Raw genomic sequence first — 24,601 nt, 5'->3', positions numbered from 1 at the left:
CCCGCGGTGACTCTCGTCACCGCGGGTTGACCTCGACTGCGGTTGAGGGACGAACCTCGCCCTCATGCATATCGCGATTGCGCTCCCGAGCCATGTCGACGGGTTCGACGTGGCCGACATTCCCGACTGGGCTCGGACAGTGGAGCAACTCGGTTTCGACGCTCTGTCGTTCACGGACCGGCCGTCGTGGACCACGTCCGAGCCGCTGACGTCACTGGCTGCGGCAGCCGCGGTGACGCGGCGGATCGGCCTGCTCACCAGCGTTCTGCTTGCGCCTCTCTACGTCAACGCCGGCCTCTTCGCGACAGCCACCGCCACCATCGATCGGCTTGCGGGACAGGGCAGGCTCCGCCTGGGGCTGGCTCCGGGCGGCCGCCCCCAGGACTACACCGGCGCACCGGTCGACTTCGCAGACCGGGGGCCTGCATTCGACAGCTGGCTCGAGCGGGTGCGTGAGACGTGGGCGGGCACCAACCAGCTGGGACCGCGTCCTGCCACTCCGGGTGGGCCGCCCCTGCTCTTCGGGGGCTCGTCGACACCGACCGTGCGTCGGGTCGCCACCCACGGCTCGGGGTGGATCGGCGGCGGCATGACACCCGAGCAGGTGGCGGACTTCATCACCCGACTGAATGCGTCGTTCGCCGACGCCGGACGTGTCGGCCGGCCACACGTAGCCGTGTCGGTCATGACCAGCATCGGACCCGACGCTCCGGGAACAGGTGTCGACGCCGTCGCCGGCTATTACGAAGATCTGGGAGCAGAGTTTCGCGATTCGGCAGTCGCCGGTACCTTGACCACCGTCACGGCGTTGCGCACGATCGCCGACGCGTATTCGCGCGTGGGGGTCGATGAACTCATCCTCACGCCCAACCACCCTGAACCCGACACGCTGGGTCATCTGCGCGATGCGCTGGCCTGACCCGGACGGATCGGCAGGGTGGCCGGTGTCCAGGCGTGGAGGTATCTGCGGAGGAAGGGGGTAGGTGATCTCAGTCGAAGCGGAAATCGGCGAAGTCGAAACCGGGCGCAACGATGCAACTGACGAGCACGTACTCGTCAGCGCCTGGCCGAGCGGACTGGACGACCCCGCCGGGCACCACGGCCTGCAACCGCTGTCCGCGCTCCACATCCGGACCCAGCGTGATCTCCTCACTCCCGATGTTCAGCAGTAGCGGACCGCCTCGATGCCACAGCCAGAGCTCATCCGAACGCACCGCGTGCGGTGCGGATTCATCGCCCGGCATCAACAAGAAGTGAATCGCGGTCGCCACTGATCGCTTCCCGTCGTACCCCTCGGGATCAAATTCCATCGGGCTGCGCCAGGTTTCCCGAAACCAGCCGCCCTCGGGATGCGGCTCTAGGTCGAGCGCGACGGCCAATGCCGGTCTGACCACAATGCTCTCCTCTGTTCTCGATCTCTTCGTGCTCTCGCGCGCCAGGAGCGGGGCTCGTTTAGCGAGCTGACATCGTGCCGGCCGGCACGTGGCCACGAGTGCGACGGACGCCCGGTCGCACCAACCGCTCAGTCTCCAGTCTCCAGTCTCCAGTCTCCAGTGAACTCGACGGTGAACAAGCCCGTCGCGTGCCCGAGGCCCTCGTATCGCCTATCTCACGGCCGAGACGACGCGGGCCTTCCTGCGGCGGCGAGCGAGAACAGTGAGGAGGGCCAGGAGCGCAACCGGCTCACCGACCGACTCGGAGCTGACGGTCAGAGACCTCCTGGCAACGCCCGACCGGACTACCGTCGCGACGGTAGCGCCGTCAGGGGAGGTCAGTTCGGAGGGTGCCAGACCTCGGCCCTGCCGCAGGCGGTAGGGACCGCCGGGTGCGTCGATGGTCCAGGCGCCGATACCGGTCCTGATCGCGGTAACGGCGCCGGTGCCGCTGCGGAGAGACGTGGCCGACCTCGAGCGCGTGAACTCGTAGCTCGTGACGCCGCGTGCGAGGGTGCCCCCAGACCGCAGGAAGCGGGAGGTGACTCGGCCGAGACCGCCACGCGCGGTTTCGATCTCGAAATCGAGGCCCGCGCGGCGGGCGGTCATGTCGAGGGTCATGGGTGCTCCTATCAGTGAGTGAGGGCCGGAACGATGATGAACAAGCCGATGCTGGAGACCGAATCGAACGTGATGTGCAGGGCGATGCCGGGCCAGACGGACCCGGTCCTTCGGCGAAGCTCCGCTGCGGGCAGCCCGACGAGGACTGCTGAGACCATCAGGAGCGGCTTGCCGTGCATGAGGGCGAACACGAGGGTGCTGCCGAAGACGCCGGCGATCGCTCCATACCGCAGCAACACCGTCGTGACGACGCCGCGGAAGAACAGCTCCTCACCGATCGGTGTAAGCACGCCGAGAAGGAGGAACGACACCGTCACGGCGGCCACTCCGCCGGAACTGGCTGTGGACCAGCCCTCTTGGCCGGTGGTGGTCTGCCCGAACAGTGCTGTGTAGACCATCGTCGCCGGGATCTTGAGGACCGTGACGGCGATCCCACCGGCGATCCCGACGACGATCCAGTTGCGCGATGTGCGGATCACGCCGAAACTTTGTGCCCGCCGGATGCGGAGGAGGACTGCCGCAGCGAAGCCGCCGCCTGCGACGACGGCAGACAGCGCGGACATGAACACGGCCAGTGTCGTATCGCTGAGGTGCATCGAGAACGCGATACGGGCCAGGCCGATCTCGAGGACCAGCAGGACGCAGAGGCCGATGGCGAGCTCAGGCCAACCGGGCCGTCGAACCGACATGCGGGCCGACGACGTGGAGGGCACTGCGGGTGGAGCATGCATGGATGGATACCGTTCTGACGAGTTGTGATTCACGACTCGAGGGCGGTCGCGACGCGGATCAGAACGTCGATCTGCGCGCGGTTGTAGATGTCGCGCAACGCCTTACCGATGTCGCGTGCGGTATCGGGCGGGGTCGATGCCGACGGACTCCGACGGCGCGCGACGCGCGCGGCGGGCAGCATCCGCACCGCAAGGGCCTCGCGGGTCGCCTCGTCGGCGTCCTCGGGCAGGGCCTCGAAGTCGGCGTCGGGGTCCGGATCCGCATCAGAGCCCGCGTGCGAACCAGGAGTGCTCAGCCACTCCTTCAATCCCTCTCGGCGCTCCTCTGGAAGTAGCTGGTTCATGACCGACAGCGCAGTCTTATCCGATTCCGTCAGCACGACACCGGATTCGGGGACCCTGAAGCCCGGTGGGACGCCTCCCCGTACCTCGTCGACGAGAACCGCCTTCAACTCCCTACGGATGCGCTGCAGTTGCTCGATCCGGTCGGCGATCTCCGCGTCGAGCGAGTCGAACAACTCCTCGGCTACGCGTCCATCCGAGTCGATCTCCTTGATCTGCGCGAGCGTGAACCCGAGTGCGGTGAGGCGCCGGATCTGCAGTAGACGGACCAGGTGTGCCGCCCCATAGGACTTGTACCCGTTCGACTTTCGCTCGGGCATCGGCAACAGCCCGACTTCGTGGTAGTACCGCACCGCGCGGACACTCACCTCCGCGAGACGTGCTACCTCAGTGGTGCTCCACCCCATCGCTACTCCCTCGGCTCGCTTTCGACATTCCCCGATCGGCCGGATCTCGGCCCACACGTAGTAGAAACCCTGACGCCACGGCAGGGGCAAGCCCCTCGGACTGAACGCGCGCGTCCGCGCGCCCGCAGCCGACTGCAGCTCACGCACCTCATCTGTCGAAATCGGCACCCTCGTACAACATCCGCCCTGTTTCGGACGTCGGAATCAGGGCCTCTCGGAGTGCCGCTCTGGGCGACCATGGGACAGCGCCGCGGCTCCAGCCGGGGTTACACGGTGAATGGTTGTCGCGAGATCGACGAACGAGTGGATCCGTGGGGTCGTGCGCCCGGTGTGCCACGCGAGTACTCGACGGTTCGGCGGCATGTCGATCACCGGCAGGACGGTCAGGCCCGCCGGGGGTTCGTGATCGAGCAGGGTCATGCCGACCGTGCCGTTCCACAGCACGGACTGCTGGCATTCCTGGACTGTGTGCACGACCGGGCCCTGTCTGGGACGGCCGCCATGCCAGTACGACTGCCAGAGTGGGTCCGTGCCCTCGGGGAAGCGGAACCAGCGACGGCGGGACAGATCGGCCAGCGTCAGCCGACGACGGCGGGCCAGCGGGTCGTCGGTACGCAGCAGCGCACCCACCGGTTCGGTGCGCAGTTCGGTTACCGCGAGGCCGGTCTCGTCGAACGGTGCCCTGGTCAGCGCTACGTCGACCAGCCCGGTACGTAGCCCGCAGGTGGGATCGGTCAAATCCGTCCCACGCACCCCGATGTCGACGCCGGGGTGCAGGCGGCGATAGGTATCGGCCAGCTGTGCCCAGTGCGAATCGGCGTTGTCGCCGAGGATGCCGACGGTGATACTCGCATCGCCGGCGGCAGCGGCCACGCGCCGCCGTAGCCGGTCGGTCTGGTCGAGTAGGGCACGGGCCTCCTCGAGCAGTACTGCCCCGGGCGGGGTGAGTGCGACACCCGTAGAAGAGCGGCGGAACAGTTGAGCGCCCACGTCGGTCTCCAGTCGCCTTATCGCGCGACTGAGCGGTGGCTGGCTCATGTGCAGCCGGGCTGCGGCGCGGCCGAAGTGCAGTTCCTCTGCCACGGCGACGAAATAGCGCAACGTCCGCAGCTCCATGCTGGCACGATACTCACACGGTATCGGCGCCACCCAACGGATCTTGGACTCTGCCCGCTTCCGGACGGTGCTATGGAGACATGAGCGAGAACCACCAGACCACACCGACACCATCCGGCGACACCGCCCACGACGTCACCGCGGGGACGCTCGTGATGGTCCCGCCCGGCGCGCCGCACACCTTCGCGAACCTCACCGATCAGCCTGCGGTGATGCTCAGCACCTTCACCCCCTCGTACTACGTGCAGTACTTCCGCGATCTGCAGGACGCCCATCGCGATGGCCGCGCGCCGACTCCCGAGGAGAACCTCGAGATCATGAGTCGATACGCCACCGAACCCGCGCCCGACCACGACACCGACCGGCTGGCATGATCATCGCCTATTGGTTCGTCGGCGGCTTGCTGGCCGTGTTCTACCTCTACGCTGGCGGCCTGAAGGTCCTTCGCAGTCGAGAACGGTTGCGGCCGATGATGGCCTGGGTGGACGACATGCCCATGCCTATGGTCCGGGGCATCGGATCTGTGGAACTGCTCGGCGCGGTCGGCCTCATCCTGCCGCCACTGACCGGCTTGGCGTGCGGGCTTGCGCCGGCCGCAGCAACGGGATTCGTCGTTCTGCAGGTCGCGGCTATCGTCGTACATCTCCGCCGCGGGGACCGAGCGATCGCCCTCAACATCGGTCTCCTGGTCGCCGCCTGCGCGGCCGCCTGCCTGGCCACCGCGTGGCAGTGAGGTCCTCGGATGGCGGCGGTCCCGCGCCCCGCACGCGGGACGGCTTGTCTCGAGTTCTTTGGAAAGGTGGGGTCGATCGCCCCGTCGTTGCCGCCGGTTCGATGAGCGCGGCGGCGTACGGGGCCGGGTCGACGTCGGTCGCGCAGTACTGGCGTGACCGCGCGCGACAGTGCCCGCCTGACACTCGAGCGACGAACGCCGAGGGCGGCTGGATCGGATGATCCAGCCGCCCTCGGCGTTATGAAGATCTGGGCGAGAGCCCGGGCTTATCAGCCGCGCGCGCCGCACACCGGCCATGCGCCGATGCCCTGCGAAGCAAGAACGTTCTCAGCGACGCGGATCTGCTCGGCACGCGAGGCGTTCGCCGCCGAGCCGCTGCCGCCGTTGGCGTTCCAGGTCGACTGGGTGAACTGCAGGCCGCCGTAGTAGCCGTTGCCGGTGTTGGTGGCCCAGTTGCCGCCGGACTCGCACTGCGCGATGGCGTCCCAGTCGACGCTGGAGGCGTTGGCGGAGCCGGCGCCCAGAGCGATCGGAGCGGCGATCAGCGCGCCGGAGACGGCCATCATGCCCATGGTCTTGCGGATGTTCTTCAAGGGGATTCCTTTCGCCGTGCGCGCACCACGAACGAAGCCCTTCGGGCTACGTCACAAGGGGGAAGTCATGTGGACCGTGCCTTCTCTGTCGGGCACGGCAGTGGGAGCAGCAAGAGGTCGCTGCCGCAGGGGAGGTTCTGTGCCTCTCGTCCTACTTGCCGGCGCGGGCTGTACTCGATGGTCGCCCTGTCGCGCCGGTCCCACTCACACGCGGTGTCGCGGATTCAGTTGTTCGGGTCCCGTTGACCGGGTCGAGAAAGACAGTAGGGGGCGGCCGGAGCGGTTGTCATCCGTGTGTCGGACTAACCACTTTTTGATAACAGCTTGGTCACGGTGCGCTGCGAAATGCGTATGTGCAGGTCATCGGCCAATTCGTAGCATCTTCCCAGAAACGCCTCCTACCAGCGGAAAGTGATGTAGAACACGGCGATTTTGTGGCGGCCGGCACCATCTGAAGGTCACGATACGGTGACGGATCATCGATTCGTACAGCGTCCGACGGGGATTCGTCGACGGCCCCGGTGAGGCCCCTAACGCCGTACGAGTGTGCCTCGGGGGCCGCTCGGCGGGAGGGTGACCGCTTCGCTGTGGCACACCTCCCAGCTGCCCGTGCCGTCGGCTGTGGGGATGCGAGTCGGTTGTGGGTTCCGAGTCCTGCCGCGAACGGCGGGCGTCCGCGCTGCGTGCGGCCTGCTTTGGGGGGGAACGGTGGATTCGTGCGTCATCTCACTCGAATCCGTTCGTATGGCAGAAGTCACGGCTGTCTCCAATCCCCCCGGGAAGAAGCTCCGGAGACGACGAACGCCGCCCGGACATCATGTCCGGGCGGCGTTGCGGCGCAGCGCTTCTACTTCAGCTGTGAGCTGTTCAGGTCCAGCTGGCGCCGAGCGATGATCAGCTGCTGGATCTGCTGCGTGCCCTCGAAGATGTCCAGGATCTTCGAGTCGCGGGCCCATTTCTCGATGAGCGTGCGCTCCGAGTATCCGACCGTGCCTGCCAGCTCCACGGCCTTGAGCGTGACATCGGAGCCGGTACGGCCGGCCTTGGCCTTGGCCATGGACGCCTGCTTCGAGTTCGGGATCTTGTTGTCAGCCATCCATCCCGCCTTCAGGGTGAGCTGATAGGCAGCCTCCCAATCGGATTCGAGACGGATGAACTCTGCGGCGGCGTACGACTGCGAGTTCACCGGGGCGTCGTAATCGATGGTCACGCCCGCATCCTCCAGTACGTCCCGTAGCTCCTCGAGCGCACCGCGGGCACAGCCGATCGCCATGGCGGCAACCAGGGGCCGCGTGTTGTCGAAGGTCTGCATCACGCCCGCGAAGCCCTTCTCGACGTTCACCTCGGGACTGCCGAGGATGTTGTCGAAGGGGATGCGGCAGTCCTCGAAGCGGATCTCTGCGGTGTCGGACGCCTTGATCCCGAGCTTGTGCTCGAGCCGCGCGACCGTGACGCCAGGGTGGTCGCGGGGCACGACGAACGACTTGATGGCCGCACGTCCCGCGCTCTTGTCGACAGTCGCCCACACGACGATGTGGTCGGCACGGGCGCCCGATGTCACGAAGATCTTGGTGCCGTTGAGAACCCACTCGTCGCCGTCGCGCACGGCTGTGGTGGTGACGGCCGCCGAGTCCGAACCGAAACCGGGCTCGGTGATCGCCATCGACGCCCACACCTTGCCGAACCGCTCCAACTGCTCGTCGGTGGCGACTGCGGCGATCGCCGCGTTGCCGAGGCCCTGGTAGGGGAAGGCGAGCATGAGACCGACGTCGCCCCAGCACATCTCGATCGCGTTGATGATCGATTCCATGGTGCCGCCGTTGCGGGCGCCTGCTGCGGGGTCTACGACGGGCTTGGGCTTGTCGGGGTCCTCGCCCTTGCGATCGCCGCTCGAGCCCGACGGTGCCTGTCCCGCTGCGGCCAGGCCGTCGTAGAGGGCGGACGCGGTGTCGAGTTCCTTCGGCGGCTCGTGCTCGGCGATGTCGTACTTGCGGGCGATCGGCCGCAGGATCTCGGCCGCCGCCTGATGCGTCATCTCGACCGACGCCTTGAGCTTCTTGGGCAGTTCCAGATTGATTGCCATGAGAGAGAAGTCTTTTCGTGAGAAGGGATGAGCAGGCTTACAGGACGACGATGCCCTCGGCGATGCCGACGGCCCGCAGGTCGCGGTACCAACGCTCCACCGGATGCTCCTTGGTGTAACCGTGGCCGCCGAGCAATTGGACGCCGTCCAGGCCGATCTTCATGCCCTTGTCCGTTGCGAACCGCCGCGCAAGCGCCGCCTCGCGGCCGAACGAGAGCCCCTGCTCGGCGCGCGCGGCACCGCGCCACACCAGCAGCTCCAGACCGTCGATCTCGGTCGCCATGTCGGCCACCGCGAACGCGACCGCCTGACGGTGCGCGATCGGCTCGCCGAACGCCTCGCGCTCCTTGACGTACGGGGTCACGTAATCGAGGACCGCGCGGGAGGTGCCGAGCGCGAGGGCCGACCAACCGAGCCGCGCGAGCCGCACGACGTCGGTGTAGTTCTTGGCGGCGGTGTCCCGGTCTACCTCGCCGAGCAGCGCGGCGTCGGGAACCTTGACGGTGTTCAGGTTCAGTCGGCCGAGCGAAGCGGCCCGCAGGCCCATGCTCGGGTCGCCCTCGACGACGACGCCCTCGGTGCCGGACTCGACGATGAACAGGGCGGGCGTGCCTTCGAGATCCGCACCCACGATGAACAGCTCTGCCGAACCGGCCTCGGGCACAAGCGACTTGACGCCGTTGAGGATGTAGCCGCCCTGCGTGCGAGTCGCCTTGGTCGCCAGGGTGAACGGGTTGAACAGGGCCGTCGGCTCGCTGATGACGACCGAGGCCTGGGGCACCTTCTCGCCCGCGAACTCGGGCAGATACGTGCGCTGCTGGCCGTCCGACCCGAATTGCGCGAGCGTCACAGCGACGCCGCTCGGGGCGAGGATCGGAAGCGCGAGGCCCATGTCGCCGTAGGCGAGTGCCTCGGCGACGAGCGCGTTCGTGACGACGCCACGGTCGGTGCCGGCGCCCTCGAGCTCCTCGGGGATGTTGATCAGGGTGATGCCTAGCTCGGCGGCGCGGGCACCCAGGTCCTCGGGGGTCTTCGTAGCCTCGTCGGCGTCGTGTGCCGCGGGCCGCAGGATCTCTGCCGCGAAGTCCTTGATCGTGTCCACGATCATCTTCTGGTCCTCGTCGGGCGTGAGGTCGTAGTTCGACCGCGTGCTCGATGTGAGGCGCTGGGGCTTACCGGCGCTACCCACCTTCTTGAAGGTGCGGTTCGCGGCGCCGAGTGCCTTGAATCCGTGCTTGGTGCCCTCGAAGGCGGCCTTATTGACCAGGCCCGTGAGTCCGCGCTTCTGCACGAACGGGGACTGGACGATAGCCATCAGGCCTCGGATCAGCTGCCCTGTCGGGTTGCGCGGGATCGGGTTCTTCCCAATGGCGCTCGTGTCGCGGGGATCGGTTGACGTGCTCATCTCCACCATCTGCCTGTCGTGTGACGGATGCGCGGAAACGACTGATCCCGCGCGTCTCGTCACGAACTTACTCCAAAGTCAGGTTAGACCTTACTCCCGAGTAAGAACAGGCGCGGTGCAAAGCAGCCCGATCAGGTGTGACCTGTCACCCCAGGCGCTCGACGGCGAGTGTGTGCAGCGCCGGCGTGCTCGCCAGCGCAGATCCCCGGTGGGGCCCGGGCTCGCCGGAGACGGACGAGAACACGCCACCCGCCTCGCGCACCAGGATGTCGAGGGCAGCCAGGTCCCATAGGGACACCTCGGGCTCGACAGCCAGGTCGACCGCACCCTCGGCGACGAGGCAGTAGCTCCAGAAATCGCCATACGAGCGCACCCGCCACGCCGCGTCGGCGAATGCGAGGAACCGCTCGCGCCCGGCGGCGTCCCAATACGACAGGTCGGAGTAGGAGATCGAGGCCGACGCCAGGTCACTCACCTCGGATACGTGGATGGGGCGTGGCTCGCCGCCGTCGAATGTGGTGTAGGCGCCTTTGCCGGCCGCTGCGTACCACCGTCGACGCAGAGCAGGCGCCGATACGACCCCTACGACCGGGACCCCGTCCTCGAGCAACGCGATGAGGGTCGCCCACACGGGCACGGACCGGACGTAGTTCTTGGTGCCGTCGATCGGGTCGAGGACCCACTGTCGTCCCGAGAACACCGCCTCGCCGCCGAACTCCTCGCCCAACAGAGCATCGCCGGGGCGCGCGGTCGCGAGCCGCTCGCGCAACGTGGTCTCGACCGCGATGTCTGCGTCGGACACGGGCGTGAGGTCGGGCTTCGAGTCGACCCGCAGGTCCAATGCGCCGAACCGCGACTCGGTGATCGCGTCGGCGGCGTCGGCGAGGCCGAGTGCGAGTTCGAGATCTTCGGTCGGCACGGCGGAGGACGGCGATGTGCTGCTCGACATGACCAGAACGGTAGTGCAGCGGCCACGCGGGGGCTTCGCCCACGTCGGCGCCGAGACGCGCACGCCGCGCCGCCTGGGCGGTCGCTTCTGCCGACAACGGCTAGCCTGGGTGGAGAAGTCGAATCCGGCAAAGGAGGCGTTCCGTGATGACGTTCGTGTGGATCCTGATCATGCTCGGGGTCCTGGCCATGCTGTTCGTGACCTGGCAGCGGTCCCGTTCGGGCGGCGGGCGAACGATGGCCTCCAAGCCCGGGCTCGAACAGGGGACGCTGACTCTGACCGGCGTCACGGACCGCCCCCTGGACGGAGACCGCAACGGCGACGCCTTCGTGACGGTCACCGGCACCGTTACCGGGCCCTCGACTGCGCCCACACCCGTCTACCTGACCTATGCGATGAAGCTCGGCGCGAGCTGGCCCGAGGTCGGCGACGAGGTCCCGGTCGTCTACAAGGTCGGCAAGGTCGAGAGCAGCTGGAAGTTCGGCACCCTCGCGCCGCCTATGTGACCTGTGGCCGGGCTACGTCGTCAGCAGCCGGTACAGCCCGATCAACCCGACGACCACGATGATCGCGCGCAGCGCGTTAGGCGACAGGGTACGGCCGAACTTCGAGCCCAGCGCGCCGCCGAACAACGAGCCGATCGCGATCATGGCCGCCACGGGCCAGTCGATCCGGTCCCACGCCACCGCCAGGTAGGTCAGCGCCGCGACCACGTTGACGAGCAGGGACAGTAGGTTCTTCGCCGCGTTGAGGCGTTGCATGTCGTCGTGCAGGAGCACGCCCATCACCGCGATGAGGAGGATGCCCTGCGCGGCGGTGAAGTAGCCGCCGTACACGCCGACGGCGAACGTGCCGGCAACGAGGGCGCCGAGCCGTGCCGTGGTGAGGGTCGGGTCACCGTCGGCGCGGGCCGCGGCGGCGCGCTGGATACGCGGCCCCACGATCACCAGAATCAGTGCGAGCACCAGAAGTACGGGGACGACGGACTCGAATACCGTCTCGGGCAGGTGCAGCAGCAGGTAACAACCCAGCAGCGCGCCGAGCAGCGATGCCGGCGTCTGCCAGCGCAACCGCGAGCCCTGCCCGGCAAGTTCTCGGCGGTAGCCCCATGTGCTGGACACTCCGCCGGCCACGAGGCCGATCGCGTTGCTGATGGTCGCCGTCACGGGCGGCACGCCGAACGATACGAGCGTCGGGAATGTGATGAGCGTGCCGCTACCGACCAGGGAGTTGATGAAACCTGCGCCGGCCCCGGCGACGAGCACGATCAGCAGCTCCCACCCGGTCATGCGCCTGGACTCTAGTTGCGTCTCGGAGGTGTCCGTGGACGCGGGTATTCTGGCCGCCGTGCAACCAGACGTTTCCGCTGACATCGAGAGCCTCGAGACCACCCTGCAGACCGTGGAGAAGGTCCTGGACCTCGAGGAGCTCCGCCGGAACGTGGATGAGCTGGAGCAGAAGGCCGCCGACCCGGAGCTGTGGAACGATCAGGCCAACGCGCAACAGGTGACCAGCCAGCTGTCGCACCTGCAGGCGGAGCTCCGACGGGTTACCGACCTGCGGCAGCGGCTCGACGATCTGCCCGTCCTCTACGAGCTCGCCGAGGCCGAGGAGGGAGACGACCGCACCGCGGCGCTCGCCGACGCGGACTCGGACCGCGCCCAGCTACGTACCGAGGTCGAGGCCATGGAGGTCAAGACCATGCTGTCGGGCGAGTACGACGCCCGCGATGCGCTGGTCAACATCCGCGCGGGCGCCGGCGGTGTCGACGCCGCGGACTGGGCCGAGATGCTCATGCGTATGTACATCCGCTGGGCGGAGAAGCACGGCTACGGTGTCGAGATCTACGACACCAGCTACGCCGAGGAGGCGGGGCTCAAGTCCGCGACGTTCACCGTCAAGACGTCGTATGCCTACGGCACGCTGTCCGTCGAGATGGGGACGCACCGCCTCGTACGCATCAGCCCGTTCGACAACCAGGGGCGTCGGCAGACGTCGTTCGCAGAGGTCGAGGTACTGCCCGTCGTCGAGACCACCGACCACATCGACGTCGACGAGAACGACGTGCGTGTCGACGTGTACCGCTCGTCCGGTCCGGGTGGTCAGTCCGTCAACACCACCGACTCGGCCGTGCGTCTCACGCATATACCCACCGGCATCGTCGTCACCTGCCAGAACGAGAAGTCGCAGTTGCAGAACAAGGTCTCGGCCATGAAGGTGCTGCAGGCCAAGCTGCTCGAGCGCAAGCGGCAGGAGGAGCGCGCCGCGATGGATGCGCTCAAGACCAACGAGGGCGCGTCGTGGGGTAACCAGATGCGCTCCTACGTGCTGCATCCGTATCAGATGGTGAAGGACCTGCGAACCAACTACGAGGTCAACAACCCGACGTCGGTGCTCGACGGCGATCTCGACGGCTTCATCGAGGCGGGGATCCGCTGGCGCATGAACGGTGACGACGCTGCTTAGCGCCTCCGTGCTGCATGCGAGCCGTTACGCTCCCAGCTTCGACGGCTGGGAGGCGGTGCTCGTCACGCACCTGCTCCCGATCATCATGTGGTCGCTCGCGGCTGTGCTCGCGAACCGCTTCGTCAACTGGGCCTCGGCGCGGGTCACCTCCCGGATCGACTCGGAGTTCCGGTACTCGGACTCTCTCGTGCGCACCGAATCGGCGAAGCATCAGCACGCGGTGATCCAGGTCGTCAGCTGGGTCGCGATCGCGATCATCTACATCATCGCGGCGTACAACATCATCCATGCCTTCGGCGTCCCGATCTCCGCGTTGGTCGCCCCGGCCACCGTCATCGGCGCTGCCGTGGGCTTCGGAGCCCAGCGCGTCGTGCAGGACCTGCTCGCCGGGTTCTTCCTCATCACCGAGAAGCAGTACGGCTTCGGTGATGTCATCGAGCTGACCATCACGGGCGGCTCGGAGGCGGAGGGCACCGTCGAGGACGTGACCCTGCGCGTCACCAAGCTGCGCAATGCCGACGGCGAGGTCATCACGGTTCCCAACGGGCAGATCCTCAAGGCGACCAACCTCTCCAAGGACTGGGCACGTGCTGTCGTGGACATCCCGGTGCCCAAACAGGTGGACATGGGTCGCGTCAACGAGCTCCTGCACCGCGTAGGGGAGCGGGCGTTCGCGGACCCGTTCATGTCGACGCTGCTGCTCGACGAGCCGACCCTGATGGGCGTCGAGTCCATCGACATCGACCATATGAATCTGCGCATGGTTGCGCGGACACTGCCGGGGAAGCAGTTCGAGGTGGGCCGCAACCTGCGCGAGCGCATCGTCCGCGCCCTCGCGACGGCCGGGATCAGCGTAGACGCCACGACCCAGCACATGGATCCAGAGGCCCCGCGCGTCGAGAACGAGACGGAGGGCAGCCGATGAGCCGGGAGCAGCGGCCCCTGCGGCCGCCGTTCTGGAGCCGTATCCCCAAGCACATCCGCGGCACCCGGATCCGCACGAGTACGGCGGTCCTGGTGATCGCGTGGGTGCTCTGCGCGTACGTCTACCTGGTGCTCAAGCCAGACGTGCAGCCGGTGACCGCGCCCGCGCGCCCGGCGCAGACGGCGACCGAGGAGTACGTCCCGACGCCCGAGACGAGCTACGCGCCGAGCACCACGCGATCCGTTCGTCCGAGCAGGTCGACCGAACCGTCCGACTCCCGGTCCGCCTCGGCGAGCTCCGGCGTGTCGGAATCCGGCGAGCCGCAGAGCGGCAGCGAGCTCCCGTCGGGCGCCCGGGAGTCCGGGACCGACGGTGCCTCGCCCACCACGGGTGATACCGGCGGCCTGGGGCCTACGGCAGCGCCCGGCGCGACCGCCGGGGAGTCCACCGAGACCGGCACGGAGGTGCCACCCAGGACTTCACCTCCGCCGCGCTGAACCCGGGCGTGGTTACACTGGGCGACCGTGATCAGCGTCCAGAACGTCAGCATGAAGTACAAGTCGTCGGCGCGTCCTGCGCTGTCGGACCTGTCGCTGGAGATCGGGAAGGGCGAGTTCGTCTTCCTCATCGGGCAGTCCGGGTCGGGTAAATCGACCTTCTTCAAGCTGCTGCTCAAGGAGGACAAGCCGACCTCGGGCGACGTTCGCGTCGGCGATTTCCACGTGAACAAGCTGCCGGGCCGCAAGGTGCCGACGCTGCGCCAGTCCATCGGCTGTGTGTTCCAGGACTTCCGGCTGCTCCAGCAGAAGTCCGTGGCCGACAACGTGGGGTTCGCGCTCGAGGTGATCGGCCGGTCGCAGGCCCAGATCCGGCGGACGGTCCCCGAGGTTCTCGACTACGTGGGTTTGGGTGGCAAGGCCGACCGGATGCCCACCGAGCTGTCGGGCGGCGAGAAGCAGCGCGTCGCGATCGCCCGTGCCATCGCCAACCGGCCGCTGGTGCTGCTCGCCGACGAGCCGACGGGCAACCTCGACCCGGACACCAGCACCGAGATCGTCGACGTGCTCGACCGCATCAACCGGTCCGGCACGACGGTGGTCATGGCGACGCACGACCGGCACATCGTCGACTCGATGCGCCGCCGGGTGATCGAGTTACGGCTCGGCGAGCTGGTCCGCGACGACGCCACCGGCGTGTACGGCCTGGGCCGCTAGGCCATCCCCTCGACCCCCTGCCAGGAACGGGCGCTGCCAAGCCCGGGACCACCCACGTAAGGACTGCCACGTGCGCGCGAGTTTCATCACCTCCGAGGTCGCGACCGGTCTTCGGCGCAACGTCACCATGACTGTCGCCATGATCCTCACGACCGCGATCTCCCTCGCCCTGTTCGGCGGCGGCCTGCTCGTCGTCCGGATGGCAGACAAGAGCCAGGACATCTTCCTGCAGCGCGTCGAGGTGCAGGTCTTCGTCGACGACGGTGTGTCCAAGGCGGACCCAGGCTGCTCCAAGGGCGACTGCTCTGCGCTGCGTGACGCGCTCGAGAAGCTTCCGGGAGTCGACGCCGTCGACTACGTCTCGCCCGACCAGGCCTACCACGACGCGGTGACCAAGACGTTCGCCAACCAGCCCGAGCTCGCGAACCTGGTGCGGCCCGGCGTCCTGCCGGCGTCGTTCAAGGTGCGGGTAGGTGACGAGAGCAGGTTCAGCAGCGTCGTCGAGGCCGCGAAGAAGGAGAAGGGCGTCGCCAGCGTCCTGGACCAGCGCGAGCTCGTGAATCGCGTGTTCTCCGTGCTCAACGGAGCCCGGGACGCCGCGTTCATCGTCGCCCTGATCCAGGCGATAGCCGCGGTGCTGCTGATCGCCAACACCGTCCAGGTGGCGGCCCTGAGCCGTGCGACGGAGGTGTCGATCATGCGGCTCGTCGGCGCCACGCGCTGGTATACGCAGCTGCCGTTCCTGATCGAGGCCGTGGTCGCGGCGCTGATCGGCGGCGTGCTCGCGATCGGCGGACTGATGGTCGGCAAGAGCCTGTTCTTCGACCGCGCTCTCAAGGAGCTCTACGGCGTCAACATCCTGGCCAAGATCACCGCGACCGACGTGTTGCTCGTTGCACCGTGGCTGCTGATCGTAGGATCCGGATTCGCGGCCATCACCGCATACGTGACCCTGCGCGTCCAGGTCAGGGACTGAGCGGCTTCTCCATCAACGCGATCTCGTAGTCGGGGAACGGGTGCGGAAGCCTCGCGCGCCCGACCTCTGTGAACCCGTAGTCCGCGTAGAACCGCACGAGGACGTCGTTGTGGCCCACGACGTCCAACCGCAGGCGGTCCAGCCCTCGCTCAAGTGTGCGTTCGGCGGCGAAGTCGAGCACGTCGCGGCCGCGCACCGTCGACGCCGTGGCGACCATGAGGCCGTGCACGTAGCCGGCCGGGGCGTCCGCATCGCCCCAGAATCGGGGGTCGGACCAGATGAGGCGCACGGTCGCCGCTAGGCACCCCGCTTCGTCTCGTGCGACGAACCACTCGCCGCGGGCCGCCTCGTCGGCTGCGGTCGCGATCGGATACTCGCCCGGCGACCACTGGCGGATGCCGCGGTCGACCATCCATCGCGCGATCCGGTCCCGCAGGTTCACGATGTCCGGGGCGTCGCAGGGATCGGCCGGGCGCAGCGTCGAACGCATCGTCGGGGACATTGCACGAAACTCGTTTCCCCCGCGCCGCGGCGGGCTCGTAGGATGGAGAGGTTGTTCACCATCGAGACTAGAGAGGCAGCGTGGCGAAGGAGAAGGGGCGCAAGGTCATCGCGAGTAATCGCAAGGCGCGCCACAACTACACGATCCTCGACACCTACGAGGCCGGGGTCGCGCTCGTCGGTACCGAGGTGAAGGCGCTGCGGGAGGGCAAGGCGTCGCTGGTCGACGCGTTCGCCACCATCGATGACGGTGAGGTATGGCTGCGTGGGCTGCACATCCCCGAGTACGGCCACGGCAGTTGGACCAACCACACTCCTCGTCGCTCCCGGAAGCTCTTGCTGCACAGGCGTCAGATCGATTCGCTGGTCGGCAGGATCCGGGACGGCAACCAGACATTGGTGCCACTGTCGATGTACTTCAACGACGGTCGCGTGAAGGTGGAACTCGCGCTCGCCAAGGGCAAGCAGGAGCACGACAAGCGTGCGGACATCGCGCGACGCACCGCTGAGCGGGAGATCACCCGCGAGCTGGGCCGGCGCGTCAAGGGCATGCGCGGATAGCGGTCCGACGTTCGCGGGCTGGTCGGCCCGGATCGTGGCCCGTGTCAGGCGTGGGGACGCAGGCCGTCCAGCACGACACCGACGAGGCGCCCGTTGCACGGGTCGGCCCCGCAGCCGCATGCGCACTCTGCGGGCTCGCTGCGCTGGCACATCGCGCACAGGCCCCCGATGAGGCGGCGCACGTCCTCCGCCTCGACGTCGGTCCGGAACGTGCCATCGGCCTGGCCGGCCGCGAGGAGCGTGCCGATCGCCGCGCTCGAGCGTGCGGCGGTGTCTTGGAAGATCTCGGCGCCTGTTCCGGCCGACGCGACGATCGCCTCCTTCAATCCGGCCTTCTGGCCGGACGTCGCCATGTAGTGCACGATCACGCGGCGCATCGCTTCGGCCGGAGCGACGGCGTCGGCGACGAGCTTCTGCACGAGGTCGGTCATCTCGTCGGCGTGCTGGCGGTACGCCGCCTCCAGGAGTGAGTCACGGCTCGGGAAGTTGCGGTACAGGGTGCCGATGCCGACGCCAGCTGCCGCCGCGATCTTCTCGAGCGGCACCCTGGGGTCGCTGTTCATGAGCTCCCGCGCGGCGGTCACGAGCCTCTCGCGGTTGCGGGCTGCGTCGGCGCGGGGGCGCGTCGATGTCGCCATCTCGGCCACCTCCTGTCCTCGGGTACGACGATAACCGCTTGCGAAGCGGAGGAACCCTCCGATATTGTAAGTGGAGGAAGCCTCCGCTTCTGTTTTCGGGCTCAACGTCGAGCCGTCCAATCCGAACACTCCACGGATCAGGGGTCGTACCTTGTCTGTTCTCGTTCAACGTCCCGGAGCGGGATTCGCATCCCGCCTCAAGCGCGCTCGTGGTGCCGCCCTCGCGGCGGTCCTCGGGTGCCAGCTGATGGTGGTCATCGACGCCACCATCGTCAACGTCGCCCTGCCGGACATGCAGCGCGACCTACACTTCTCGCCCGCGGCTCTGTCGTGGGTGCTCAACGCCTACACCTTGACGTTCGGCGGCTTGCTGCTGCTCGGTGCTCGTCTCGGCGACATCCTCGGGCGTCGTGCCACCTTCGTCTCGGGTGTGGTTCTGTTCACCGTCGCGTCCGCTGTCGGGGGGCTGGCCGACGACGCGGCCGTTCTGCTGATCGCTCGCGCCGCGCAGGGGGTCGGGGCGGCGTTCGCCGCTCCCGCGGCATTGGCCCTGCTCATGGCGCTGTATCCCGAGGGGCGCGAGCGGATGCGTGCACTCGGTCTGTTCACCGCGGTGTCGGTCGGCGGGTTCTCGCTCGGCCTCGTGCTCGGCGGCGCACTCACCGAGACGCTGGGCTGGCGTGCTGTGCTGTACGTCAACGTCCCGCTCGGCATCCTCGTCGCCGCCGCGGCCGCACTCGTGCTGCCGGCGACGGCCCGCGAAAGCCGCCACTTCGATCTCGCAGGCGCTGTCACCTCGACGGCCGGCGTGGGCCTCCTGGTGTACGGCCTGGTCAAGGCTGCCGAGGCCGGCTGGAGCTCGACGGTGGCGCTGGGTGCGATCGCGGGCGGCGTCGCGCTCCTCGCGGTGTTCGTCATCGTCGAGCGGCGTGCGGCCGAGCCCATCACGCCGATGCGGTTGTTCGCCTCTGTCACGCGCTCGTCGGCTTTGGCCGGACGTCTGCTCATGGTGGCCGGAAATCTCGGCATGATGTTCTTCCTTACGCAGTTCATGCAGGATGTCATGCACCTGAGCCCGCTCGTCACAGGCCTGTGCTACCTGCCCATGACGGGCGCGGTGTTCCTTGCGACGCAGCTGTCGGCCCGGTATTTCACGCGACTGATCCCGCCTCGGAAACTGCTTGTCGCGGGTTTCGCTCTACAGGGCCTCTCGCTGCTCTGGGTCTCGCAGTTGTCGGTCGGCACCACCTACGTCGACCTGGTGATTCCGTTCGTACTGTTCGGCTTCGGGGGTGGGTCTACGTTCCTGTCGCTCACCAACTCCGCGCTCGACGGCGTGCATCCAGATGACGCCGGAGCTGCGTCGGGCGTCGTGAACGCCATGCAGCAGCTCGGTGGGACACTCGGACTAGCGGTGCTCGTGGCCGTTTTCGGCGCCGTGTCGAGCGGTATCTCCACTCCGGCCGGGTATACGGACGCGGTATCCGAGACGTTCGTGGTCGCTGCGCTGTTGCTTCTCGCGAACGCTGTACTGATGTTCGTGACGCAACCTCGTGTGGTGCCCGCGAGGTGATAGGAATGACAGCCCTGTGATTCATTTGGTCACAGGTCGATAACTTTGATTGAAGTCCCTGGTCAGCCCATGGATAGTTGTGAACAGAGTTGCTGATGTGACTCATGGGATTCAATCGAAGGAGTTCTCGTGACCGGGACCAAGATGACGAGCATCGCTCGACGCGTGGGGGCCGTCCTGCTGACTGTGCTCGCCAACATGACCGCCACCAACGTCGGTCATCGCGCCCTGGTCTGAGTCTCGTCCGGGGGCGTTCTCTGGCTAGGACATGGCAGGACCTCCGGCGAGGCGGGGTGCGTGGCGGATGCAGCGACGCGTCCCGCCGTCGCCGGCCGACTCCTAAAACGGGTTGGCAGGCGACGGGGCGTCGCTGGTATCGTTGATGGTCCGCCCACCAGGGCGGCTCCGCTGAGGCGGCGAACGAGGGGCTGATCGGTTTCGACTTCGTTTGTCAACGCGGGGGAAGCGTGCCGGTGCAGGCTGGAGACCACCGTTAAGCGTCGCAGCAACCAATTAAGCGCCGATTCCAATCAGCGCGACTTCGCTCTCGCTGCCTAAGCAGTAGAGCGGGTCTGTCGGCCCGGGTTCGCCCTCGACCCGGTCACCGGCATCAGCTAGAGGGCTCACCTCACGGTGCGGTCGCGGCATAGTGAGGGACATCAAACAGCGACTGGGATCGTCATCCCGGCTTGTTCGCGTGACCGGGAGATCCGAGTAGAGACGCAGCGGACTGCGCACGGAGAAGCCCCGCCAAGGTGACGGAGGACCCGGGTTCAATTCCCGGCAGCTCCACCGGAGAGCCCCTGGTCTGCATCGCAGGCCAGGGGCTTTTCCTATGTCCTACCGATGTCGTTGTCCTGTAGGCCACATCTCGGCTGTGCGCGTGGTGGAGGAGGCCGTACGACCGTCCGCCAGGTTCGATGGGCTTCTGGCGACGCGCCGCTTGCTCGGTAGAGTCGGCCCGTGGGCCGTCGCAAAGTTCTCGTAGTACTCACCGTTGTTGCGCTGGCACTCAGTGGAACCTTCGCAGTCTACAAACTTGCCAACGCCCGCACCGTTGCGATTGCCGGCGACATCGTTGCCCGTGTTGATACCGATGAACGTGTAGTCGCCTTGACGTTCGACGACGGTCCGAACCCTGATGCGCTCGACGAGATACTCTCGGTGTTACGTGAGGAGGGGGTTGTCGCGACCTTCTTTCTGATCGGCTCGCAAGTCGTCGCGCATCCTGCGTCTGCGCAAGCGCTTATGTCAGCTGGCCACCAGCTTGCGAATCACTCCTTCACCCATCAGAGAATGTGGTTCCACACTCCGGGGTGGTACGGCGATGAGTTGGATCGGACAAATTCGGCCCTGCGTGGTATCGGTTACCGAGGCCCGCTACGGTTTCGGCCGCCTTACGGAAAGAAGTTGGTCGGTTTGCCGTTGGCCTTGTCCAGTCGAGACATGACTACGGTGATGTGGGATGTTGATCCGCTCGACGTGGGCGCCTCGACGCGAGGAGCGATCACGGGCTACGTCACAGGTAGAGCGCGGCCGGGATCCATCGTGTTGTTGCATCCCTGGTACAGCCAATCTGTGCGCGCCTCGATCCGGCCGGTCATCCAGCGGTTGAAAGCCGACCGATACAGGTTTATCACCGTTGATCAGTTGTTGGCACTACGGTAGCGGGGGCTAGGCGGCTGCGCGCTGCCACCTTGAAGGGCGATCTGAGCCCGGTTCGTTTCACCAGCTGATAGCGCTAGCAGGGGAGTCTGATGAGCGATCCGGAGGTCGACGCGGAGCGCGGGCAGCTGATGCGGGCGTTGTCTTCGGCTGAGGGCGTCTGGCTTTCGGTGCTCGAGCACGTCGCTCCGTCTCAGTGGAGCCAACCGAGCGGCTGTGGCGAATGGACTGTCCGCGACCTGGTCGACCACGTGAGCGGCGGCGCCCACCGCTACGCGATGCTGCTCGACGGAGCGACCGCTGCACTGACTGCCGCGACGCGGTCCGAGGACTACGTCGGGCACGACCCCGTCGCCGCCTTCTGGCGTTCCGAGGGCGCTCTCCGTGATGTCGCCGGCCAGAGCGATCTCACAGCGATCGTCGATCACAGAATGGGCCGGCGATCCGGTCTTGTGTTGATGCGGATGCGTGTCATGGAACTGACTCTGCACGCGAAAGACCTCTGTGACGGCATTGCTGCTCCGTGGGAACCGTCTGCCGAGTTGTGCTCGTATGTTCTCGACACGATGTCGGCAGAGATCGATAAACTGCGTGCCGCAGGGCTCTTCGGTCCCGAGCGCAGACCGGTATCGCGATCCACAGCCGACCTGCTGCTTGCGTTCACTGGTCGGGCCTGACTCGAATGCGCTCAGGTGTCGGTGTAGACCGTCGCGAGCGGGTTCTCATCCGAATGCTCGACAGCCTCCGAGTCCGCGTAGGCGACAGGGCGGCACCCGCGTAGCCGTGCGCGGCCGCGGTCTGGTCGTGCGGCAACGAGCGAGCGAGGTCCGGAAAACCCAATGGCGATTGCGAACCCGCGGTGTGAGACTCGGGTGATGGTCATCGAGACTTCTCGACTCACCCTGGAGTCGATCACGCCGGAGCTGGCTGCGCGAATCGTCTCTCGCGATCGGCGGACGGGGGACGACTGGCATGCGGAATATCCTCTGCTCGAGGAACTCTCGTTGTTGCGAACCCTCGCGAGAACACATGATCCAGATCCGGTGTTCACGCTCTACATGATCCGTCGCCGGGACGACCATATCGCGATCGGAGGTATCGGCTACTTCGGTCCACCAGACCCAGACGGTCGCGTCCGGATCGGATACGGCGTCGTCCCGGCAGCGCGCCGGCGTGGCTTCGCGACTGAAGCCCTCCGCGCGGCGATCGCCTTTGCCGCCGATCGGGGGGCGGCGACTATCGCCGCCGATACCCTTGCTGGCAATTCGGCGTCGCAGAAGGTGCTCATCAAAGCAGGCTTGTCGGAAGTGGCCCGCTCCGGATCGGTCCTCTACTTCGAGCTCGGAATACGTAAGTGCGGCGATCGCGGAAATGAAAGGTGCCGCAGCCGGAACGGCAACGGCCGTGATAGGGAGGACCAGGTGTGATAAAGCTTCTGGCATTCGACACCTTCGGTACGGTGACCGACTGGCACACTGGAGTGAGCGAAGTTCTCGCGGAACAGTTTCCAGACATCGACGGATCGCGGCTCGCGCTCGACTGGCGACGGACATACGCTCCCGCTCTGGCTGAGGTCGAATCCGGCTCGCGTCCTTGGACATTGCTGGACGAGCTGCATCGAGAGGCGCTCGATCGTCTGCTGCGGGACTCGTACAGGATCGTCGCCAGTACCCGTCAGCTCGACATCGCGGTACACGCCTGGCACGTGATTCCGGGCTGGCCCGACGCCGCCGACGGCATCCGAAGACTCAAGTCACAGTATGTTGTTTCGGCGCTCAGCAACGGCAACGTGGCTCTGCTCACGGAGATGGCGAAGCTCAACGGATTCGACTGGGACTTCATCGGAGGGGCTGACGTGTGGAGGCACTACAAGCCTGCGCGGGAGGTATACCTCGGCATCGCCGAACTCATGCAGGTGCGGCCCGACGAGGTGCTGATGGTCGCCACCCACGTCACCGACCTTGCGGCAGCGCGCTCATTCGGACTGCGCACCGCCTACATCGAACGGCCCCGCGAGTGGGGTCCCGAGGTGAAGGATGAGGCGCCGAATCCGCTCGACGCTTTCCACGCGACCGGACTCGACGACCTCGCTGACCAACTCGGGTGCTGAGTTCGACCGACACCGGAACACGGTTGGCGGCTGCTCGAGACGCGTGACCCTCATCGTGCGTAGCGCGTGCCCAGACATGCATCAAGGGCGTGCGTGGTCGTCCATGTGTCTCGATGCAGGATGGCTCTCATGCCCGTCGCACGCGCGCCGTCTACGGCGACCTGGGAATCGTCTATAAGGACGGTTTCGGTCGTAGCGACATCGAGACGGCGGCAGGCGAGTTCGTAGACCGCGGGATCAGGTTTGGCGACACCGACTTCGTGCGAGTAGACGATTTCGTCGACCAACGACGAGAAGCCGTAGCGGCGCTCTTCGCGCTCTCGCGCACCGACGAAGCTATTGCTCAGCAGCCCCGTGCGATACGTCGGTCGGAGTCCCGCCAGGTAGTCGATCAGAACAGTGTCGGGGTGGCCCAGGTACTGGTCCCACATCTCGCCGAGCGTCGATTCTGCGGCGTCGCGTCCGATGAGTGAGGCGAGTACGTCGAACACCTCGGACTCGGTCGTGCGGCCGATCTCGCCGTCGGCGAGCACGCTGCGCAAGCGATCCCACCCAGACGAAGTGAGGCCCAGACGTCGCGTCCAGAGCACTGCCGGCGCGCCGTCGGTGATCTCTAGGACACCGCCTATATCGAAAAGCACCGCGCGAATTCCCACCTGGACTTGATACCAGCTACCTGCTACAACGGGAATCCGTTTCGGGTGGCAGTCACGATGTTTCGGTTCACATGACCGTCACCGGCGCTCGAGGCTCGCGACGAACCGCTCGACCTCATCCTGGTTGTGCAGTATCACCACCATCGCGGACGTGGCGCGCGCGGCGGCGCTCACGGTGGGGAGGCTGTCTCGGCGATAGCGGACCACCCACTTCCAGAACTCGCGACTCTCACGTCCGCGTTTTATAGCCGCGGGCCTAGCCGCCAGAACCACGCATCCAGCTCGATGACATCGATGCCCCGCAGTGAACCGATGCGTCGGGCCAGCGATGACTTACCTGCTCCTCCGCGGCCCAGCACCGCCACACGCCGTGGTGTGGCCGGGTCGTGGGACGCGTGCAGAGTGGCCAGCCGGTCCAGCGACTCGCGCGACTCCTCGTCGATCCGTCGCCGTCCGACGATTCGATCTGCGACCCGCAGCAGTGGGCTGCGCAGTCGATATTCGAGCGTGCGCGTGAAGAGGGCGCCGTCTCGGTGGGGTGCGATCCGATAGGTCAGCATCGTCGTCCCGCCGATGCTCATGTCCGCCTGCGCGTGCCACTCCCGGCCCGGAACGCACCGTCCTACGGTCCACGCGTTGATACCCGTGCCGACCGGTGTGCGCACCTCCGTAGTGAACGTCGCCTCTTCTCGTGCGGGGACGTCGAGGGGCGGAGTGACGCGGACGACCGAAGGATGCCACTGGAGCCACGTCGAAGGAGTGGTGACGAAGTCGTACAGCTCGTCGGGTGTTCGTGCGACGACCCGCTCATGCTCGAGAATCGGCATCGCTCACTCCCATCGGTGTCCTGTCTGACGGTAGCGCACGCGGAACGGCGCCCGCCGATGGGGAATCGGCTCACGG

At 66.8% G+C, this 24,601-nt stretch carries 29 protein-coding genes and 1 other RNA gene; 16 read left to right on the top strand and 14 right to left on the bottom strand.

From position 1 onward, the window contains the following. The first annotated feature begins 64 nt into the window (after window positions 1-64). Window positions 65-919 carry an LLM class flavin-dependent oxidoreductase gene (locus tag P0W64_RS07985; RefSeq protein WP_275479547.1) on the top strand — a complete coding sequence of 285 codons (855 nt, stop codon included), beginning with the start codon at window positions 65-67 and terminating at the stop codon, window positions 917-919. A gap of 70 nt (window positions 920-989) precedes the next feature. Here the strand turns inward: P0W64_RS07985 and P0W64_RS07980 are convergent, their stop codons facing one another. From P0W64_RS07980 to P0W64_RS07960, 5 genes are all read right to left on the bottom strand, one after another. Continuing rightward, window positions 990-1,394, bottom strand: a complete 405-nt coding sequence (locus P0W64_RS07980; RefSeq protein WP_275479546.1) for a cupin domain-containing protein — start codon at window positions 1,392-1,394, stop codon at window positions 990-992. Window positions 1,395-1,604: 210 nt separating this feature from the next. Then, window positions 1,605-2,054 (bottom strand): hypothetical protein, encoded by a 450-nt coding sequence (locus P0W64_RS07975; RefSeq protein WP_275479545.1) that lies wholly within the window; start codon window positions 2,052-2,054, stop codon window positions 1,605-1,607. An 11-nt stretch (window positions 2,055-2,065) separates the two neighbouring features. Further along, window positions 2,066-2,785 carry a type II CAAX endopeptidase family protein gene (locus tag P0W64_RS07970; RefSeq protein ID WP_275479544.1) on the bottom strand — a complete coding sequence of 240 codons (720 nt, stop codon included), beginning with the start codon at window positions 2,783-2,785 and terminating at the stop codon, window positions 2,066-2,068. Between the two features lie 29 nt (window positions 2,786-2,814). Next, window positions 2,815-3,534, bottom strand: coding sequence for a MerR family transcriptional regulator (locus P0W64_RS07965; protein WP_275479543.1), 720 nt, complete (start codon window positions 3,532-3,534; stop codon window positions 2,815-2,817). 204 nt (window positions 3,535-3,738) lie between these two features. Continuing rightward, window positions 3,739-4,650 carry a LysR family transcriptional regulator gene (locus tag P0W64_RS07960; protein ID WP_275479542.1) on the bottom strand — a complete coding sequence of 304 codons (912 nt, stop codon included), beginning with the start codon at window positions 4,648-4,650 and terminating at the stop codon, window positions 3,739-3,741. Window positions 4,651-4,730: 80 nt separating this feature from the next. Between P0W64_RS07960 and P0W64_RS07955 the strand changes: the two genes are divergently transcribed. Both P0W64_RS07955 and P0W64_RS07950 read left to right on the top strand, forming a co-directional pair. Next, window positions 4,731-5,024 carry a cupin domain-containing protein gene (locus P0W64_RS07955; RefSeq protein ID WP_275479541.1) on the top strand — a complete coding sequence of 98 codons (294 nt, stop codon included), beginning with the start codon at window positions 4,731-4,733 and terminating at the stop codon, window positions 5,022-5,024. Beyond that, window positions 5,021-5,383 carry a DoxX family protein gene (locus P0W64_RS07950; protein WP_275479540.1) on the top strand — a complete coding sequence of 121 codons (363 nt, stop codon included), beginning with the start codon at window positions 5,021-5,023 and terminating at the stop codon, window positions 5,381-5,383. Before P0W64_RS07955 ends, P0W64_RS07950 begins: the two co-directional genes overlap by 4 nt. Window positions 5,384-5,652: 269 nt before the next feature. Here P0W64_RS07950 and P0W64_RS07945 read toward each other — a convergent pair whose 3' ends face one another. The 4 genes from P0W64_RS07945 to P0W64_RS07930 form a co-directional block, all read right to left on the bottom strand. After that, window positions 5,653-5,976, bottom strand: a complete 324-nt coding sequence (locus tag P0W64_RS07945; protein WP_275479539.1) for a transglycosylase family protein — start codon at window positions 5,974-5,976, stop codon at window positions 5,653-5,655. Between the two features lie 847 nt (window positions 5,977-6,823). Next, complete coding sequence (locus tag P0W64_RS07940; protein WP_275479538.1) at window positions 6,824-8,059, bottom strand: acyl-CoA dehydrogenase family protein; 1,236 nt, start codon at window positions 8,057-8,059, stop codon at window positions 6,824-6,826. Window positions 8,060-8,096: 37 nt separating this feature from the next. Continuing rightward, entirely contained in the window at window positions 8,097-9,464 is a 1,368-nt protein-coding gene (locus P0W64_RS07935; RefSeq protein WP_275479537.1) for an acyl-CoA dehydrogenase family protein, read from the bottom strand. A 145-nt stretch (window positions 9,465-9,609) separates the two neighbouring features. Continuing rightward, the gene (locus P0W64_RS07930; RefSeq protein WP_275479536.1) at window positions 9,610-10,413 is read right to left on the bottom strand and encodes an inositol monophosphatase family protein; all 804 of its coding nucleotides are present in this window, start codon (window positions 10,411-10,413) and stop codon (window positions 9,610-9,612) included. 146 nt (window positions 10,414-10,559) lie between these two features. Here P0W64_RS07930 and P0W64_RS07925 point away from each other — a divergent pair, with 146 nt between their 5' ends. Next, on the top strand, window positions 10,560-10,919 hold the full coding sequence (locus tag P0W64_RS07925) for a hypothetical protein (RefSeq protein ID WP_275479602.1): 360 nt from the start codon (window positions 10,560-10,562) through the stop codon (window positions 10,917-10,919). A 12-nt stretch (window positions 10,920-10,931) separates the two neighbouring features. On the opposite strand, the gene P0W64_RS07920 is transcribed toward P0W64_RS07925, so the two are convergent. Further along, window positions 10,932-11,702: a sulfite exporter TauE/SafE family protein gene (locus P0W64_RS07920; protein ID WP_275479535.1), complete on the bottom strand. Its 771-nt coding sequence runs from the start codon at window positions 11,700-11,702 to the stop codon at window positions 10,932-10,934. 58 nt (window positions 11,703-11,760) lie between these two features. Here P0W64_RS07920 and prfB point away from each other — a divergent pair, with 58 nt between their 5' ends. The 5 genes from prfB to ftsX all read left to right on the top strand — a co-directional run bounded on the left by prfB (window position 11,761) and on the right by ftsX (window position 15,994). Then, entirely contained in the window at window positions 11,761-12,879 is a 1,119-nt protein-coding gene (gene prfB, locus P0W64_RS07915) for a peptide chain release factor 2 (RefSeq protein WP_275479534.1), read from the top strand. Between the two features lie 85 nt (window positions 12,880-12,964). Beyond that, entirely contained in the window at window positions 12,965-13,804 is an 840-nt protein-coding gene (locus tag P0W64_RS07910) for a mechanosensitive ion channel family protein (RefSeq protein WP_275479601.1), read from the top strand. Beyond that, window positions 13,801-14,301 carry a hypothetical protein gene (locus tag P0W64_RS07905; RefSeq protein ID WP_275479533.1) on the top strand — a complete coding sequence of 167 codons (501 nt, stop codon included), beginning with the start codon at window positions 13,801-13,803 and terminating at the stop codon, window positions 14,299-14,301. Before P0W64_RS07910 ends, P0W64_RS07905 begins: the two co-directional genes overlap by 4 nt. A gap of 27 nt (window positions 14,302-14,328) precedes the next feature. Then, the gene (ftsE, locus tag P0W64_RS07900) at window positions 14,329-15,018 is read left to right on the top strand and encodes a cell division ATP-binding protein FtsE (protein WP_275479532.1); all 690 of its coding nucleotides are present in this window, start codon (window positions 14,329-14,331) and stop codon (window positions 15,016-15,018) included. Between the two features lie 70 nt (window positions 15,019-15,088). Next, on the top strand, window positions 15,089-15,994 hold the full coding sequence (gene ftsX, locus P0W64_RS07895) for a permease-like cell division protein FtsX (RefSeq protein WP_275479531.1): 906 nt from the start codon (window positions 15,089-15,091) through the stop codon (window positions 15,992-15,994). On the opposite strand, the gene P0W64_RS07890 is transcribed toward ftsX, so the two are convergent. Continuing rightward, complete coding sequence (locus tag P0W64_RS07890) at window positions 15,984-16,484, bottom strand: GNAT family N-acetyltransferase (RefSeq protein WP_275479530.1); 501 nt, start codon at window positions 16,482-16,484, stop codon at window positions 15,984-15,986. The genes ftsX and P0W64_RS07890 overlap by 11 nt on opposite strands. A 92-nt stretch (window positions 16,485-16,576) precedes the next feature. Here P0W64_RS07890 and smpB point away from each other — a divergent pair, with 92 nt between their 5' ends. Next, the gene (gene smpB, locus P0W64_RS07885; protein ID WP_275479529.1) at window positions 16,577-17,056 is read left to right on the top strand and encodes an SsrA-binding protein SmpB; all 480 of its coding nucleotides are present in this window, start codon (window positions 16,577-16,579) and stop codon (window positions 17,054-17,056) included. Between the two features lie 44 nt (window positions 17,057-17,100). Here the strand turns inward: smpB and P0W64_RS07880 are convergent, their stop codons facing one another. After that, window positions 17,101-17,694, bottom strand: coding sequence for a TetR/AcrR family transcriptional regulator (locus P0W64_RS07880; protein ID WP_275479528.1), 594 nt, complete (start codon window positions 17,692-17,694; stop codon window positions 17,101-17,103). 151 nt (window positions 17,695-17,845) lie between these two features. Between P0W64_RS07880 and P0W64_RS07875 the strand changes: the two genes are divergently transcribed. The 6 genes from P0W64_RS07875 (at window position 17,846) to P0W64_RS07850 (ending at window position 23,042) form a co-directional block, all read left to right on the top strand. Continuing rightward, the gene (locus P0W64_RS07875; RefSeq protein ID WP_275479527.1) at window positions 17,846-19,267 is read left to right on the top strand and encodes an MFS transporter; all 1,422 of its coding nucleotides are present in this window, start codon (window positions 17,846-17,848) and stop codon (window positions 19,265-19,267) included. A gap of 424 nt (window positions 19,268-19,691) precedes the next feature. Continuing rightward, window positions 19,692-20,062, top strand: a transfer-messenger RNA (tmRNA) gene (gene ssrA / locus P0W64_RS07870). 168 nt (window positions 20,063-20,230) lie between these two features. Then, a complete protein-coding gene (locus P0W64_RS07865) occupies window positions 20,231-20,935 on the top strand; it encodes a polysaccharide deacetylase family protein (protein WP_275479526.1) in 705 nt (234 codons plus the stop codon). A gap of 89 nt (window positions 20,936-21,024) precedes the next feature. Further along, window positions 21,025-21,609 carry a maleylpyruvate isomerase family mycothiol-dependent enzyme gene (locus P0W64_RS07860; protein WP_275479525.1) on the top strand — a complete coding sequence of 195 codons (585 nt, stop codon included), beginning with the start codon at window positions 21,025-21,027 and terminating at the stop codon, window positions 21,607-21,609. A 198-nt stretch (window positions 21,610-21,807) separates the two neighbouring features. Continuing rightward, the gene (locus tag P0W64_RS07855) at window positions 21,808-22,359 is read left to right on the top strand and encodes a GNAT family N-acetyltransferase (RefSeq protein ID WP_275479524.1); all 552 of its coding nucleotides are present in this window, start codon (window positions 21,808-21,810) and stop codon (window positions 22,357-22,359) included. Then, window positions 22,356-23,042 (top strand): haloacid dehalogenase type II, encoded by a 687-nt coding sequence (locus tag P0W64_RS07850; RefSeq protein ID WP_275479523.1) that lies wholly within the window; start codon window positions 22,356-22,358, stop codon window positions 23,040-23,042. The genes P0W64_RS07855 and P0W64_RS07850 overlap by 4 nt, the downstream gene beginning before the upstream one ends. A gap of 50 nt (window positions 23,043-23,092) precedes the next feature. On the opposite strand, the gene P0W64_RS07845 is transcribed toward P0W64_RS07850, so the two are convergent. Further along, window positions 23,093-23,698 (bottom strand): HAD family phosphatase, encoded by a 606-nt coding sequence (locus P0W64_RS07845; RefSeq protein WP_275479522.1) that lies wholly within the window; start codon window positions 23,696-23,698, stop codon window positions 23,093-23,095. A 242-nt stretch (window positions 23,699-23,940) separates the two neighbouring features. Further along, window positions 23,941-24,525 carry an SRPBCC family protein gene (locus tag P0W64_RS07840; protein WP_275479521.1) on the bottom strand — a complete coding sequence of 195 codons (585 nt, stop codon included), beginning with the start codon at window positions 24,523-24,525 and terminating at the stop codon, window positions 23,941-23,943. Window positions 24,526-24,601 lie beyond the last annotated feature (76 nt).

It is taken from the genome of Tsukamurella sp. 8F, from assembly GCF_029167375.1.
Taxonomy (GTDB): domain Bacteria; phylum Actinomycetota; class Actinomycetes; order Mycobacteriales; family Mycobacteriaceae; genus Tsukamurella.
The sequence above is the reverse complement of the archived record's forward strand: the minus strand, read 5'-3'. Positions and strand labels throughout refer to the sequence as shown.